Origin of the sequence: Nitrincola alkalisediminis, assembly GCF_009821115.1 — a bacterium.
In the GTDB taxonomy this organism is placed as follows: domain Bacteria; phylum Pseudomonadota; class Gammaproteobacteria; order Pseudomonadales; family Balneatricaceae; genus Nitrincola; species Nitrincola alkalisediminis.
The window spans coordinates 373,570-388,597 of record NZ_VYTY01000001.1 but is presented as its reverse complement, the minus strand read 5'-3'; the positions used below and the strand labels follow the sequence as shown (position 1 = coordinate 388,597).

Annotated in this window: 13 protein-coding genes; 5 read left to right on the top strand and 8 right to left on the bottom strand. The window is 47.1% G+C overall.

The window, feature by feature from the left end:
• The first annotated feature begins 191 nt into the window (after positions 1-191).
• The 4 genes from F5971_RS01795 to F5971_RS01780 all read left to right on the top strand — a co-directional run bounded on the left by F5971_RS01795 (position 192) and on the right by F5971_RS01780 (position 4,452).
• Positions 192-1,442 (top strand): ABC transporter substrate-binding protein, encoded by a 1,251-nt coding sequence (locus F5971_RS01795; RefSeq protein ID WP_193493690.1) that lies wholly within the window; start codon positions 192-194, stop codon positions 1,440-1,442.
• 118 nt (positions 1,443-1,560) lie between these two features.
• Positions 1,561-2,463 (top strand): carbohydrate ABC transporter permease, encoded by a 903-nt coding sequence (locus F5971_RS01790; protein WP_193494044.1) that lies wholly within the window; start codon positions 1,561-1,563, stop codon positions 2,461-2,463.
• A complete protein-coding gene (locus F5971_RS01785; protein ID WP_193493688.1) occupies positions 2,453-3,331 on the top strand; it encodes a carbohydrate ABC transporter permease in 879 nt (292 codons plus the stop codon). The genes F5971_RS01790 and F5971_RS01785 overlap by 11 nt, the downstream gene beginning before the upstream one ends.
• 11 nt (positions 3,332-3,342) lie before the next feature.
• Positions 3,343-4,452 (top strand): ABC transporter ATP-binding protein, encoded by a 1,110-nt coding sequence (locus tag F5971_RS01780; protein ID WP_036506819.1) that lies wholly within the window; start codon positions 3,343-3,345, stop codon positions 4,450-4,452.
• A gap of 68 nt (positions 4,453-4,520) precedes the next feature.
• Here the strand turns inward: F5971_RS01780 and F5971_RS01775 are convergent, their stop codons facing one another.
• The 8 genes from F5971_RS01775 to F5971_RS01740 form a co-directional block, all read right to left on the bottom strand.
• Positions 4,521-5,453 (bottom strand): AraC family transcriptional regulator, encoded by a 933-nt coding sequence (locus F5971_RS01775; RefSeq protein ID WP_193493686.1) that lies wholly within the window; start codon positions 5,451-5,453, stop codon positions 4,521-4,523.
• Between the two features lie 110 nt (positions 5,454-5,563).
• Positions 5,564-7,063, bottom strand: coding sequence for a xylulokinase (xylB, locus tag F5971_RS01770; RefSeq protein ID WP_193493684.1), 1,500 nt, complete (start codon positions 7,061-7,063; stop codon positions 5,564-5,566).
• Between the two features lie 11 nt (positions 7,064-7,074).
• A complete protein-coding gene (locus tag F5971_RS01765; protein WP_193493681.1) occupies positions 7,075-7,776 on the bottom strand; it encodes an HAD family hydrolase in 702 nt (233 codons plus the stop codon).
• A gap of 6 nt (positions 7,777-7,782) precedes the next feature.
• The gene (locus F5971_RS01760) at positions 7,783-9,255 is read right to left on the bottom strand and encodes a mannitol dehydrogenase family protein (protein ID WP_193493679.1); all 1,473 of its coding nucleotides are present in this window, start codon (positions 9,253-9,255) and stop codon (positions 7,783-7,785) included.
• 25 nt (positions 9,256-9,280) lie between these two features.
• On the bottom strand, positions 9,281-10,381 hold the full coding sequence (locus tag F5971_RS01755) for an ABC transporter ATP-binding protein (RefSeq protein ID WP_193493677.1): 1,101 nt from the start codon (positions 10,379-10,381) through the stop codon (positions 9,281-9,283).
• A gap of 12 nt (positions 10,382-10,393) precedes the next feature.
• A complete protein-coding gene (locus F5971_RS01750) occupies positions 10,394-11,227 on the bottom strand; it encodes a carbohydrate ABC transporter permease (protein ID WP_036506806.1) in 834 nt (277 codons plus the stop codon).
• A gap of 16 nt (positions 11,228-11,243) precedes the next feature.
• Entirely contained in the window at positions 11,244-12,086 is an 843-nt protein-coding gene (locus F5971_RS01745) for a carbohydrate ABC transporter permease (protein ID WP_237748481.1), read from the bottom strand.
• A gap of 167 nt (positions 12,087-12,253) precedes the next feature.
• Positions 12,254-13,570, bottom strand: a complete 1,317-nt coding sequence (locus F5971_RS01740; RefSeq protein WP_036506801.1) for an ABC transporter substrate-binding protein — start codon at positions 13,568-13,570, stop codon at positions 12,254-12,256.
• Positions 13,571-14,114: 544 nt separating this feature from the next.
• Here F5971_RS01740 and F5971_RS01735 point away from each other — a divergent pair.
• The gene (locus F5971_RS01735) at positions 14,115-14,939 is read left to right on the top strand and encodes an SDR family NAD(P)-dependent oxidoreductase (RefSeq protein WP_051513912.1); all 825 of its coding nucleotides are present in this window, start codon (positions 14,115-14,117) and stop codon (positions 14,937-14,939) included.
• Positions 14,940-15,028 lie beyond the last annotated feature (89 nt).

Here is a 15,028-nt window from a genome sequence, read left to right as displayed (position 1 = left end):
ATAAATCATTAATTTAGAACATATCTAATTTAGATAAAGATAGTTAATAACGTATTCATGTTACACTTAGTAACCTTATCTTACGTGTATTTGTCAGTTGGAAGCATTAGATTTGAAGCTGGGTTTGTTAGTTAGATTTTGTATAAGTCTTCATAGCACTCGATAACAAAAATAATGCAGAGGTTATTTCCATGAATTTTAGAAAATCCATGCTCACTGTCGCACTGACTTCAAGCGTTGCATTCACCGCTCAAGCAGGTGAAGTTGAAGTTCTACACTGGTGGACATCCGGTGGTGAAGCGGCAGCCGTCAGTGTACTCAAGTCAATGGTGGAAAAAGAAGGACATACCTGGAAGGACTTTGCGGTTGCTGGAGGCGGCGGTGAAAACACCATGACCGTTTTACGTGCACGCGCCGTATCAGGCAACCCACCATCTTCAGCTCAAATCAAAGGGCTTGAGATACACGAGTGGGCGGATCTGGGTTTTTTGAGTAGTCTCAACACGGTTGCCGAGTCCGAAGGTTGGAAGGATGTTTTACCTGAGATGGTGAGTAACATCATGCAATTCGACGGCGAGTTTGTTGCCGTGCCTGTGAACGTCCATCGTGTAAACTGGATGTGGGCAAATCCTGCCGCGTTTGAAAAAGCCGGTGTCGAACTGCCAACCTCTCTTGATGAGTTATGGGCAGCTGCGGATAAACTCAAAGCTGCGGGCATCATCCCCATTGCTCATGGCGGGCAAGCTTGGCAAGATGCAACAACATTTGAATCCATCGCACTGAGCTTAGGCGGACCCGAGTTCTTCGTTAAAGCCTTTGTTGAGCATGATCCTGCCGCTCTGCAAAGCGACACAATGATCGAAGCCTTTGAGCAATTCAGAAAAGTTCGTGAGTATTTAGATCCAGGCTTCCCTGGCCGCGAGTGGAACATTGCGACCTCGATGGTCATTCGTGGTGACGCCGCTATGCAGTTTATGGGGGATTGGGCGAAGGGCGAGTTCTCGGCCGCCAATATGCAGCCCGGAACAGACTATTTATGCCTACCCTTCCCAGGCACAGAGAATATGTTCACCTTTAACATAGACTCACTGGCCATGTTCAAGCAACGCAGTGCCGAAAATGTCGAGGCGCAAAACACCATGGCGCGTCTCGTATTGTCGCCTGAGTTCCAAGAAACCTTCAACATGAACAAAGGCTCAATTCCTGTTCGTCTTGATCAGGACATGAGTGGCTTTGATGCATGCGCACAAGCCTCAATGGATACTTTTAAATCAACATCTGCCTCCGGCGAAGGGCTTGTCCCATCGATGGCACACGGTATGTCGACGACATCCGCTGTACAGGGTGCTATCTACGATGTTACCACCACCTTTTTTAACAGTTCCATGACCGCTCAAGAAGCAACACGCCAACTGGCGTCCGCAATACGAGCGGCTCAATAAGGAACGTCAACTTCGCCTCTTTTACCCTTGGGTAAAAGAGGTCACTTTGCTTCACACTGCTCTAAACAGGTAATACATTATGTCTGAATCCAAGACTGCTGACTTAACATCAGTTGCGATGACGCCTAGGCGCAATTCACGTATGGGCGACACACTCGCCTACTGGATGCCCAAGTTGGTTTTATCGCCTACACTGATCATCGTTCTCGTATTTTTTTACGGGTTTATTCTTTGGACAGGCTACCTGTCTTTTACAAACTCCAGAATGTTACCCAGTTATGATTTTGTCGGATGGGCCAATTACGTTCGCTTATTTAATAACGAACGCTGGTTTGTGTCCTTACGTAATCTAGCCGTCTATTCCGTTCTATTTATTGTGATCTGTTTAGCGATTGGCTTGTCGTTGGCCATTCTACTGGATCAAAAAATTCGCGCTGAAGGGGCGTTACGCACCATTTACCTGTACCCAATGGCCCTGTCATTCATTGTCACCGGTACCGTGTGGAAATGGATGCTCAACCCTCAGGTGGGCATCGAACAGTTTGTACGCAGTTTAGGTTGGGAAACCTTCCGCTTTGATTGGTTGGTCGACCCGAACTTCTCAATTTACACCATTGTTGTCGCCGCCGTCTGGCAATCCTCAGGCTTTGTCATGGCCTTGTTCTTAGCTGGCTTACGCGGGGTGGATGACAGCATTATCAAAGCAGCCCAGATTGATGGCGCCAGCCGCTTTATGATCTACACCCGCATTATTATTCCAAGTTTACGCCCTGTGTTTTTTAGCGCCTTTGTCATGCTGGCGCACATTGCGATTAAATCCTTTGACCTTGCGCTAGCCCTTACTGGTGGTGGCCCAGGCGTGAGCTCTGATTTACCCGCCATTTTTATGTATCAAATGTCATTTACTCGTAACCAAATGGGCTTAGGTGCCGCATCTGCAATGATCATGCTACTGACGGTCGTTGCCATCTTAGTGCCTTACCTTTACTCCGAGCTGAGGACTAAAAAACATGAACACTAATCCAAATCGTCGATATGCCGACATTACAGGACGCGCTCTACTCTATGCCGCACTTGGGATTATGGCGATTTACTACCTGTTACCTTTGGCATTAATGATTGTGACGTCGTTTCGCTCAATGGATGAAATCCGTATGGGCCAGCTCATCGATTGGCCCACACAACTCAACCTGGATGCGTGGCGAATTGCCTGGAGTGAAGCTCAAATTGGTGCGCGCTCTGAGCGAGGACTGCAACCCTACTTTATAAACTCTATGCTTATTACCTTACCAGCGGTTGCCATCTCAACCCTCATCGGTGCTGTTAATGGTTATGTCCTCAGCTTCTGGCGTTTTCGAGGCAGCAATCTCTTTTTCGGGCTTTTGCTATTCGGGTGCTTCTTGCCCTTCCAAGCGATTTTACTCCCGCATGCCAATGTTCTAGGACGCATGGGCATCAGCGGCAGTATTACGGGTCTGATCTTCACTCACGTTGTCTATGGGCTTGCATTTACGACACTGTTTTTCCGCAACTATTACGTCACCCTCCCCGGTGAATTAATTAAAGCCGCCCAATTGGACGGTGCGGGATTCTGGCGTATTTTTTGGCGCATTATATTGCCTCTGTCAACTCCGATTCTAACCGTGTGCGTCATTTGGCAGTTCACTCAGGTCTGGAACGATTTCTTATTCGGCGTGACCTTTTCTGACCCGTCTTCTCAACCTGTCACCGTCGGTTTAAACAACCTAGTGAACAGTTCAACGGGGGAACGGCGTTATAACGTCGATATGGCGGGCGCCATCATTGCGGCATTACCCACTTTATTGGTGTATGTCATCGCCGGAAAATATTTTGTACGCGGCCTAACGGCTGGCAGTGTTAAGGGTTAGGAGCTTAGATTATGGCGAGTTTAAATATAACAAACGTTGAGAAGTCCTTCGGTCACACCCATATTCTCAAAGGCATTAACATGGACATTCAGGATGGCGAGTTCATTATCCTGGTTGGACCATCAGGGTGCGGTAAGTCAACGCTGATGAACTGTATCGCCGGGCTTGAAGACGTCACAGGTGGACAAATTTGCATTGAAGACCACGATATCACAGGGGTATTACCCAAGGATCGAGATATAGCCATGGTGTTTCAATCTTACGCCCTTTACCCCAATATGAATGTCCGTAAAAACATCTCCTTTGCGCTGGAAATTCGTAAGCTGCCGAAGGCAGAGATCGAGCGTGAAGTTGAGCGGGTTGCAAAGCTTTTACAAATTGAGCATTTGTTAGACCGTAAACCCGGACAGCTGTCAGGCGGACAACGCCAGCGTGTTGCCATGGGACGTGCCTTAGCTCGTCACCCAAAAATCTATTTATTTGATGAGCCTCTTTCAAACCTCGATGCAAAACTGCGTGTTGAAATGCGTACCGAAATTAAAAAACTACATCAACGCCTTGGCACCACAATCGTGTATGTCACGCATGATCAAATTGAAGCCATGACGTTGGCTGATCGTATCGCCGTCATGAAAGATGGACATATTCAGCAGTTTGGTACACCGCAAGAGGTCTATGATAACCCAGCCAATCGTTTTGTTGCAGGCTTTATGGGGTCCCCGTCCATGAACTTTATCGATACGGAGCTGGTGAATCACGAAGGTCAAGTCTGTGTTAAGCTCTTGGTCATGGATCAACTCCACTATTTACCGACGCCCAGCTCAGAACGTGGATTGCTAGAGCGCGTGGGTCAAAAGGTCGTATTGGGGATTCGTCCTGAACAAATCACGCATGTCATCCCCCACTACGCTTCCAACCCATCGACCTTCATTGTCAAGGCTAAAATTGACGTGATTGAGCCGACGGGGCCGGATACCTTGGTACTGGTTAAAATGAATGAGCAAGAGGTGAACTGTCGTGTGGAGCCTCATGAGGCAGGCAAACCAGGAGAAACGATGTCACTCATGATTAATATGAGTAAAACCGTTTTCTTTGACCCGATAACAGGTGAGCGCTTGTAAGCCTACTCCTCCACTGCAATAGCATGGCGATTCTGTATAAGAAGAACCAATGAGTAAAAAGCCAAGGTTTACGCCTTGGCTTTTTCTTTGGACGGCTGATAATAGCGTAAACTCGCTTGTCGGCGATAATCGGAAGGCGTCATTTCTTTTAAGCTAAAGAAACGCCGATTAAAATTGGCAATATTGTTAAAGCCCACTTTAAAACAAATATCCGTTATAGAATCCTCTGTTTCGATCAACTGCTCGCAGGCACGATTAATTCTGAGATTATTGACGAATTCAATAAATCCAATACCTGTGCTGCGCTTAAAAAACTTAGAGAAGTAATTCGGCTTCATTTTTAATTCGGCCGCAACGTCATCTAAGGACAGCCCAACTTGGTAGTGGCGCATAATATAATCTACCGCGATATTAACCCGATCAATCGCGTGCTCATCCAGCAGTGGATCAAACGACGTTGAAGACAACAATCGTATTTTTTTAGCCTGGATTAATTTCTCCATAATTGAGAAAAAAATAACCACTCGACTGAAACCGGATGCGTGCTCCGCACGGACCAATAAGGGCTCTATTTCCTGTGCTAAACTCTCCTCAAATAGAACACCGACACTGGCCTGTTTTAGCAACCGATCCAACTGTGAAAATTCGGGCATAATCCGTCGACACTGTTGGATAAAATCATCCGAGAATTGAATCACCCGATCTCGCACCGGTGGAACCTCTGCCTCTGGTTCAATAGCGCTTATCCAGTTATGCGGCAAGTGTGGTCCGGTTAAAACCAACTGCATAGGGCCAAAATTACCGATATAATCGCCAACAAATACTTTACCTGTCGTCGCTACAATTAAATGTAATTCGTATTCTTTATGACAGTGCCAACGAATAAGCGGGGAATCGGCACCGTGTTGTAAGTAGCGAATTGAACCGTGATAAAAGCTTTCAGGGAGCTCTAGCTCCAGCTTAAACGTCGTATCCAGCTGTGGATCGTGGCGGGTTCCCATACATACCTCGTTACACTTAGACATCGTTGTTTTTATTATGACTTGCCTAGCAGCCTGTTGGACTTAGCACTGATCTACTGCGGAAAAGTCCGACAGGCTGCTTACCCATCTTACAGCGTCAACTCAGGGAATTGGAATCGTAACCTATGTTGATAGGTCTGATACGCTTCATGGTAAGCCTCTCCTTTTTCTGAGCAGGGAACAACACGCGTGGACTCATCTAAAGCGACCAGACGAGCCGTCAACTCCGTTAAGTTCACTGGATCTCCTTGACGATGATGATCAGCCCATAAGGCTTGAATGGCCGCCCCTAGTGCAGCACCCTCAGCGGCGGCAGGACAGACTATTTCAACCCTCAACAAATCGGCCAATAGCTGTCGCCAAAATGTATTTTTAGCCCCTCCACCTGTCACACAAATTGATTGTGGCCTAAGCCCTGCCGCTAACAAACAGTCTAGGCCATATTTCAAACCGTAGGATATTCCTTCAAAGACCGCACGGCTCATATGAGCAGACGTGAGGTTAAGCGGCGTCATACCCAACAACTGCCCTTGTGCCTGAGGCAAATTTGGCACACGCTCACCATTCAAAAAGGGTAAAAGCGTCAAGCCAGAGGCACCAATCGGTGCAGACGCGGCCATATCCGTGAACTCTGTGATACTCAGGTTGAGCAGCTGTCGCATTTGCTCAACCACTCCTGTCAAATTCATCGTACAGATCAAGGGTAGCCAACCATTCGTCGATGAGCAAAAGTGAGCAATGGAAGGATGTAAACCATCGTAATGCGTATTCAAATGAGCACTTAAGGTCGCAGAGGTGCCTAGACTAAGGGTCATGCGCCCTTCTTGCACATTTCCTGTCCCAATCGCAGCCATCATATTGTCACCGCCACCAGATGACACCCATACATCGGCACTCAGACCTAGACGTTTCGCTACTTCTGGCCTCACCTTACCTAACATTTGCTGGTTATCAATCAGGTCCGGAAGTGCATTGCGTAAATGACTGGCATCTGGAATCAGTTCAAAGACGTCAGGGCACCAACCACGGCGACGCACATCAAAATACCCCGTACCCGAGGCGTCGCCTGCCTCCGTCATACATTGGCCCGTTAACCAGTAATTCAAAAAATCATGGGGTAGCAGCAGGTGCGCGATACGCTTAAAATCACTGGGGTGATACTGCTGCATCCAGGCTAACTTGGAGAGGGTATAACCCGTTGTAACCACCAACCCCAGCCTTTGCATCGAGCCGTCATCACCGCCAAGCGCCTGCAATAGTTCTGCATTTTGCGGTGCTGTCTCAGTATCACACCACAATTTTACGGGGCGAATCACCTGCCCTTGCGCATCTAACACCACTAAACCATGCTGCTGACCGGACACACCTATTGCACGTATCGACGATGGATTAATAGCGGCCTTATTGACCGCCTGCCAATAAGCCTGCTCAAGCGCCAAGATCCAGTCCTCAGGATTCTGCTCGCGCTTACCCTTTACATCACTGATCAACGAATGGGGTGCGTGCCCTTGTGCAATCACCTCTCCCTGTTCAGCATCTAGAATGACAACCTTGGTGCTTTGCGTACCACAATCTATGCCAAGGTACATAACGAACTCCTTTACCCTTTTACATCAAATAAACAGGACACATCCTCAGAACGAATCCATTCAAGACTTTTCAGCAATGATGCATGCTGATAATCCGCGATTGAAAACTGCTCTGGACGAGGATGATGGGGATCAGGAACCGCAATCGCACTCATGCTGGCGGCTTTTGCGGCAATCACACCATTGACGGAATCTTCCCATACCCAACACGCATGCACTGGGCTGGATAAGCGTTGCGCGGCCAGCTCAAAAACAGCCGGGTGCGGCTTTGATGCGGGTACCTCTGTGCCCGAGGTCATGCTGGTAATAGGCAGCTGGTGCTGTTTAACCACCGCCTCAATAAAAGCCATCGGTGAGGATGACGCAATGGCCATCGGCACCGATGTCTCTGCTAGATACTCAAGTAAATCACGCGCACCGGGCATGAGCGGTGCTGAACGGATATTGCTCTCCATGCGGGTCAATAACTGCTCTAATAGAGACTCAACCTTAAGATTGGCGTTGGCAAAACGCGCCACCATCCCTTCACAAAAAACGCGACTGCTGCGTCCTTGAAAACTCAGAAGGGTTTCATTCGATAACTCCTCCCCGACCAACTCCCAAATAAGCTCACGCTCTGTTCTCATCCACACGGGTTCAGAGTCGATTAATAAGCCATCCATATCAAAAATAATGGCGGGGGTTTGAGGTTGAGAGAATCTAACCGTTGACATAGGTAATTATCCGATCAGTTGTTTAAGCGTTGCTCTCACGCCTTGTGTTTGCAAGCGTGACAGTTGAGTTTGATAGGCCTCAACAAACGTGTTTGATGAGGGCAGATCGTCACCAAATATATCGTATATTTCAAGCATTTGTGTGACACACGTCTCTGGCTGAGCAATTGCACGCTGCAAAATTGCTAATTTCGGGTCCAAAATGGGATAGGTTTGACCTAATTCATTTTTTCCATGCAGATAGTGTGTCCAAGCTGCGACAATCAAAGCTACGCGCTCCAAAGGTTTATTTTCAGCAATCAATCCGCGCAATGTCGGAAACACAAACTTAGGGAACTTCGCGGCGGCATCGGAACAGATTCGTGTTAACTGATCGCAAATTGCAGGGTTGGAGAAACGCTCAATTAAGGTCTGCTTGTATTCCGTTAAATTAATGCCCGGCACCTCGGCCAATAAAGGGGTGACATCATGATCCATGTAATTTTCGACAAAACGACGAAGATCCTCATCCTCCATGGTTTGATGCGCAAACTCGTATCCTAATAGAGTTCCTAAAAACGTCATGGCGAGATGACTGCCATTGAGCAAACCAATTTTCATCGTCTCATACGGGGTGACGTCCTGTGTGAACTGCACACCCACCACTTCCCATTCAGGACGGCCATTGCAAAATTTATCTTCCACGACCCACTGTAAAAAAGGCTCGGCGACAACTGGCCATACATCCTCTACTCCGGTGCTGTCAAATAACTGCTGTTTATGTGCCTGACTTGTCATGGGAGTGATGCGATCCACCATGCCATTGGGGAAGGTGACATTGTCTGCAATCCAATTCATTAACTGGGTATCCAGCAAAGAGGCATAGCCTAAAACAGCCTTTCGAGCCACATCTCCGTTATGAGGCAGATTGTCGCAAGACATCACCGTAAAAGGTGGAATACCTGCTTGCATCCGACGCTTTAATCCTTGGCAGAGTAAACCCACTAGGGTTTTGGGGGCGTCAGGCTGGGCCAAGTCTGCCAAAATATCGGGATCCTGATCTTTAAACTTACCAGTGGTGTCGTCTGTAAAATAGCCACCTTCTGTCACCGTCAACGACACAATACGAATATCAGGATCGCTAAGGCGTTGAATAAATGCGTCTACTGAATCTTGCGCGAGTATAAATTCTGTAATAACGCCCACAACTTGCATCTTAACCTCATTGGTTGCGCCAAGCTCTATTAATGTATACAGGTAATCCTGAGACTCAAGAGCCTCTTTCATTGCGCGGTCGGACTCCCTAACGCCAGCACCGCAAATCCCCCAATGCAGGGCCAACCCTTGATTCAAGAGAGCTTCGGTGTAAATGGCTTGATGGGCACGATGAAAACCACCGACTCCGATGTGCAAAATACCCGCGCGACAAACCAAACGGTCATACGTAGGACTGATCATGCTGGCAGGTAAATCAGCAAGATGTTGTTGTGATAACTTCATATTAAATCCCTAATGTATCATCGAGTTAAAGAGGTGTTGTGATGCGAGCCAGCGTGCGATCTTGATCATCGAATAGATGACATTGCTGAACATCCAACTCCAATCCTATGTCTGAACCAAACTTCATCTGAAAATGGCCCGCAGCTCGGACTGTTAAAACCTCCTGATCGGCTGTCTCGACGTAACAAAAGGTGTCGGCACCGAGATGCTCTGATACGGTCAGCTTCGCTTTAAAAGTAGAATCACTGGCCGCCGTGATACGCAAGTGCTCGGGTCGAACACCCAGCGTTACACGACTGCCTCTTTGTAAATGCTCCCCCTTTACCGCAATCTCAACTTGATGGCCGCAAGACAATGAAACTAGAACACCACCTGCATTAACGGATTCCACCTTCGCCTTTAAAAATCCCATTTTAGGTGTGCCAATAAACCCAGCAACAAAGCGATTCACGGGGTGATGATAGAGCGTTAACGGACTGCCCACCTGCTCCACTCGCCCTGCATTTAAGACAACCACTTTATCCGCCAGCGTCATGGCTTCAACTTGATCATGTGTTACATAAATCATGGTCGCATTCAGCTCTTGATGCAGACGTGCCAATTCCAGACGCATTTGGACTCTAAGCGCCGCATCAAGATTGGATAAGGGTTCATCGAACAAAAAAATCTTAGGGTGGCGAACAATCGCACGCCCTATCGCGACCCGTTGACGCTGTCCCCCTGACAAGGCTTTCGGTTTACGTTCAAGCAAGGGCTCTAACTCCAGTATTCTGGCGGCCTCATTGACCTTAGCCTCCACCTCTTTTTTATCGATGCCAGCTAAGTCCAGTGCAAATGACATATTTTTACGGACCGTCATATGCGGATACAACGCATAGGTCTGAAACACCATCGCCAAATCACGCTTAGCGGGTGCTATGTCAGTAATCTCTTTATCGTCTAAGTAAATGTGACCGCTGGTCACCTCCTCAAGACCCGCGATTAAACGCAATAAGGTCGACTTACCACAGCCCGACGGCCCCACAAATACGACAAACTCGTGATCACGAATGTCGAGATCGATCCCTTTAATGATTTCGAGACCTTCAAACACTTTTTTTAGATTTTTTATTGTCAGATCAGACATACGTCACCTCAATTATTTGACCGCGCCAAACGATAAACCACGAACCAGTTGCTTTTGACTAAACCAGCCAAAAATGAGAATCGGCGCGCAGGCCAAGGTCGATACTGCAGATAGTTTCGCCCAGAACAAACCTTCTGGACTGGAGTAAGATGCAACTAATGCGGTTAAGGGGGCTGCAGACGATGCGGTTAAATTCAATGACCAGAAGGCTTCATTCCAACACAGAATCAACGACAGCAATAAAGTTGAAGCAATCCCACCTTTAGAGATAGGCAATAACACCCGCAGTATTTCTTGCATGGGTGTCGCACCATCAAGACGGGCAGCCTCTAGAATATCCTTGGGTATTTCCTTGAAGTAGGTGTACAGCATCCAGACCATGATCGGCAGATTGATCAAGGTGTAAATCAAAATCAGGCCCGTGCGTGTATCCAAAAGACCCACATCCTTAAAGATCAGGTAAATTGGAACCAGTACCCCGACCGGAGGCAGCATCTTGGTCGACAACATCCAAAGCAAGGTTCCTTTGGTACGCTTGGTTTCAAAAAAAGCCATGGAATACGCGGCAGGAATAGCCAAGAGCATGCCTAAAAAGGTCGCCCCAAAGGACACCACTACCGAGTTCATTGCGTAGTGAAAATAGTTACTGCGACTATCAACCTGAATATAGTTTTCGAAGGTTGGTGTAAAAAAGAGTTGTGGCGGCGATGAAAAGGCATCCAACTCGGTTTTAAAACTGGTCAGCAGCATCCAAAAAATTGGAAAGAAGACAAGGAGCGCGACAATCCACGCAAGACTGCCCAATAAGAAAGTGCGTAACTGACGGGTTTGTTTTAATGTAAGCATTGTTTTTTTCCCGCTATTAATGTTTTTCAGTCAGGCTTTTGCCAACGATTCGAATCAGCATAAAGGCGGCAATGTTGGCAATGACAACTGCAATCAGTCCACCTGCGGATGCCACACCTACATCAAACTCAAGTAAGGCTTGGGTGTAGATCAAAAACGCCAGATTGGTGGTTTCGTAACCCGGACCTCCACCCGTGGTGGTAAATATTTCGGCAAAGATCGCCAGCAGAAAAATAGTCTCAATCATGACGACCACAGCAATCGGGCGCATCAGGTGAGGCAAGGTAATGTGCCAGAAAATCGCGATAGGACCGGCCCCGTCTAAACGTGCGGCATCTTTTTGTTCTTGATCCAATGACTGCATGGCGGTCATCAACATCAGCACAGCAAATGGAACCCATTGCCACGAGACAATCATAATAATGGCGCCTAAGGGATAATGGGTGAACCAGTCAATCGGCGTTGCACCGAAGAAATTCCAAATGGCAGCAAACACACCCGAGACAGGATTTAATAAAAGATTTTTCCAAACCAAGGCCGAAACAGTCGGCATAATAAAAAAGGGGGAAATTAATAAAACTCGAACAATCCCTCTCCCCCAAAACATGTTATCGACCAAAATAGCAATGAGCACGCCCAACACCACACTGATCAACAACACAGAACCCACTAGCCACAAAGTGTTGGTTAAACCCGCGGTAAAACCCGCATCCGTCATAAAGTAATAATAGTTTTCTAAGCCAACAAACCCTTCATCACCTGGGTACAGGAGGTTATAACGAATAAATGAAAAATAGATTGTCATCGACAGAGGGATAATCATCCATGCAAGCAACACCACTACAGAGGGTGACACCATCGCTAGACTTATCTTGCTTTTACGACGACGTTGACTTTGGACTGACTGCGAAGACTCTTCAGCCTGGGCCGAATGTTCGACTGGCAAACTTGACGTATTCATACGGAGTGCTCTTTAGATTTCTTATTATAAAAGTGCCAGAGGCGACCCCTCTGGCACTTAAACAACTACTTGTGATAGCCAGCGCGCGCCATCGACCGCTGTGTGGCCGCTTGGGCACTGCTTAATGCGGCTGCAACGCTGCTTTGCCCCGCTAACGCACCTGCAAACATGCGTCCGACTTGAGTCCCTATCGCCTGAAACTCAGGAATAGCCACAAACTGAACACCTGTATAAGGCGACGGTTTTAGGGTTGAATTTACAGGGTCAGCCTTATTCATAGATTCAAGCGTGGTTGTGGCAAAGCTTGCCGCCTCCAAATAGGCGGGGTTTTCATAGGTTGATTGACGTGTGCCAGGCGGGATATTGGCAATCCCATAGCGCTCGGCCACCAAATCACTGTAGGCTTTAGACGTTGCCCAAGTAATAAAGGTTTGTGCTGCTTCTTTTACGTTAGAACTTACCGGAATCGCTAAACTCCAGGCCCATAACCAGCCTGCGCCCTGCTCAGTGACTTGCATTGGCGCTAATGCAAAACCTATGTGCTCATGCACGCTGCTTTGTGAAGGATCGGTCACAAACGAACCCGCGACAGTCGCATCGACCCACATGGCACACTTGCCCGAGTTAAACAGAGCAAGGTTTTCATTAAAGCCATTTGAAGATGCACCTGGCGGGCCATAGTTGCCCAGTAAATCAACATAAAAACTTAACGCATTTGTCCATTCCTCACCTTCAAATTCAGCCTGCCATTTTTCATCAAACCAACGGGCACCAAACGCATTTGCAACTGTGGATATTAAAGCCATGTTTTCGCCCCAGCCAGCTTTGCCACGCAGGCAAATACCATACTGCTCTTGCTGAGGTTTGTGCAGCGCAACAGCGTAGTCTCGGATTTGATGCCAAGTTGGGCGATCTGGCATGTTCAGCCCCGCCTCTTCAAACAGGTCTTGACGGTAATAGGTCATTGAACTTTCAGCATAGAAGGGCAAGGCATAAAGAGCGCCCTCATGCGATAAACCCTCCCTAACGGAGGGAAACAAATCATCCACATCATAATCATCAGGAAGGTTTTCAAGCGAAACCAGCCAGTTTTGCTTTCCCCAAATAGGGACTTCATAACTGCCAATCGTCATCACATCAAACTGACCACTGCCTGTGGCAATATCGGTAGTAAGCCGTTGACGCAATATGTTTTCTTCAAGTACAACCCACTGCAATTTAATATCAGGGTGCGCTGCTTCGAAAACAGGCGTGAGTTCTTGCATACGGATCATATCGCCATTGTTAACCGTACCAATAGTCACCGTCGTCATCGCTTGTGCTTGTAGGGTTGTGAAGGCAATTGAAGCTGCAAGTAATGTTGGAACAAAACTACGTTTCATGAGAAGTCTCTCCATTATCTGACGCAAGTCGTCAGTGGGTTTGTTATATTTTTTGTGTGTCTTCTGTGATGGCTTTGGCTACACCGAAGAGAGAGCTTAGGTATTACACTCTCTGCTCGAAAGATAAACAAATCTTTATTTCACCAATTATATGTACTTTTTTGCACAAGCTCATTTTACTCAACCCGAAAAACCCTTTTCAAAACAACCAAAAAAATAATTAATTATCAAACACATATGATTAAAAACCAATTAAACCCACCTAAAAAATAATATAAAAAGCCCTAGTACCTCATGAAAAAAGCTATCACATAGATTAAGCCTATTAAGAGGAATCCCCACCCCACCCAAACCTCATTGACAGATGTCGCACTCTTAAGAAAAGCAAAAAAGTATCGAAACCACTCACTTTCGCGCGTGGTTTAAACACCTATTTTTAGCCAAGATGTGTGAAGAGGTTTGAAAAGAGATTCGAAAAATCGATCATTAATTCGCACAGCGAATTAAGCCCACCACAATAAAAACAGACTCAGCGAAGGATACTATGGACGCTAATGCCACTCATGCTCACCCAACGGCCATTGATTTTCATGGAAAAACAATTGTGATTACCGGAGCTGCGGGAGATATAGGTTTTGCCACCGCGCAGTATTTAGGACACTTAGGGGCACGTATAGGCTTACTTGATCTAGACCCAGAAAAAACCCAAGCCGCTGCAAAGACGCTAACACAACAAGGGATCACAAACGCTTATTTTATTGCAGATGTAACGAATCCAGAGCAAGTCAAAAATGCCATAGATCACTTGAGCCATACACTGGGCCCTATCCATGGACTTTTTAATAATGCAGGTTATCAAGGGCATTTTTCGCCAACACACACCTACCCGCTAGACGACTTTAATAGAGTCATGCATATCAATGTAACGGGGGCATTTACCGTCATGAGTGCGATTGCACGACATATGATCACTCACGGAGGTGGCGCAATCGTAAATACAGCGAGCATGGCCGCTGTAGGGGGGCCACCCAATATGATCGCCTACGCAACTTCAAAAGCCGCATTAATCGGCATGACACAGACGGCCTCGAAAGACTTAGCACCCTACCAAATACGCGTGAATGCGATCTCACCTGCTTATATGGGGCCGGGGTTTATGTGGACACGTCAAGTGGAATTACAAGCCGCTGCGGGCAGTCAATATTTTGATGCTTGCCCTGATAACGTCGCAGAGCAAATGATTCAATCCATTCCCATGCGTCGATACGGTCATATTAATGAAATCGTGGGGGCGGTTGCGTTTTTATTGAGTGATACTTCAAGCTATATCACCGGAGTCAATCTGCCTATCTCCGGTGGTATTCTTTAGTGGTTCCTGAGTGGTTATAGACCCTGCTTTGGTAGAGCGAACAGCCATTACACGCAACACAAAGGATCAAGACACACCCGCGAACCTCT

What these genes read in the sequence shown, in the direction of transcription:
- F5971_RS01780 (WP_036506819.1), top strand. Translation starts at nt 3,343, where the DNA reads ATGGCGAGTTTAAATATAACAAACGTTGAGAAGTCCTTCGGTCACACC.
- F5971_RS01775 (WP_193493686.1), bottom strand. Translation starts at nt 5,453, where the DNA reads ATGGGAACCCGCCACGATCCACAGCTGGATACGACGTTTAAGCTGGAG.
- F5971_RS01740 (WP_036506801.1), bottom strand. Translation starts at nt 13,570, where the DNA reads ATGAAACGTAGTTTTGTTCCAACATTACTTGCAGCTTCAATTGCCTTC.
- F5971_RS01795 (WP_193493690.1), top strand. Translation starts at nt 192, where the DNA reads ATGAATTTTAGAAAATCCATGCTCACTGTCGCACTGACTTCAAGCGTT.
- F5971_RS01785 (WP_193493688.1), top strand. Translation starts at nt 2,453, where the DNA reads ATGAACACTAATCCAAATCGTCGATATGCCGACATTACAGGACGCGCT.
- F5971_RS01735 (WP_051513912.1), top strand. Translation starts at nt 14,115, where the DNA reads ATGGACGCTAATGCCACTCATGCTCACCCAACGGCCATTGATTTTCAT.
- F5971_RS01745 (WP_237748481.1), bottom strand. Translation starts at nt 12,086, where the DNA reads ATGGTGTCACCCTCTGTAGTGGTGTTGCTTGCATGGATGATTATCCCT.
- xylB (WP_193493684.1), bottom strand. Translation starts at nt 7,063, where the DNA reads ATGTACCTTGGCATAGATTGTGGTACGCAAAGCACCAAGGTTGTCATT.
- F5971_RS01765 (WP_193493681.1), bottom strand. Translation starts at nt 7,776, where the DNA reads ATGTCAACGGTTAGATTCTCTCAACCTCAAACCCCCGCCATTATTTTT.
- F5971_RS01760 (WP_193493679.1), bottom strand. Translation starts at nt 9,255, where the DNA reads ATGAAGTTATCACAACAACATCTTGCTGATTTACCTGCCAGCATGATC.
- F5971_RS01790 (WP_193494044.1), top strand. Translation starts at nt 1,561, where the DNA reads ATGACGCCTAGGCGCAATTCACGTATGGGCGACACACTCGCCTACTGG.
- F5971_RS01750 (WP_036506806.1), bottom strand. Translation starts at nt 11,227, where the DNA reads ATGCTTACATTAAAACAAACCCGTCAGTTACGCACTTTCTTATTGGGC.
- F5971_RS01755 (WP_193493677.1), bottom strand. Translation starts at nt 10,381, where the DNA reads ATGTCTGATCTGACAATAAAAAATCTAAAAAAAGTGTTTGAAGGTCTC.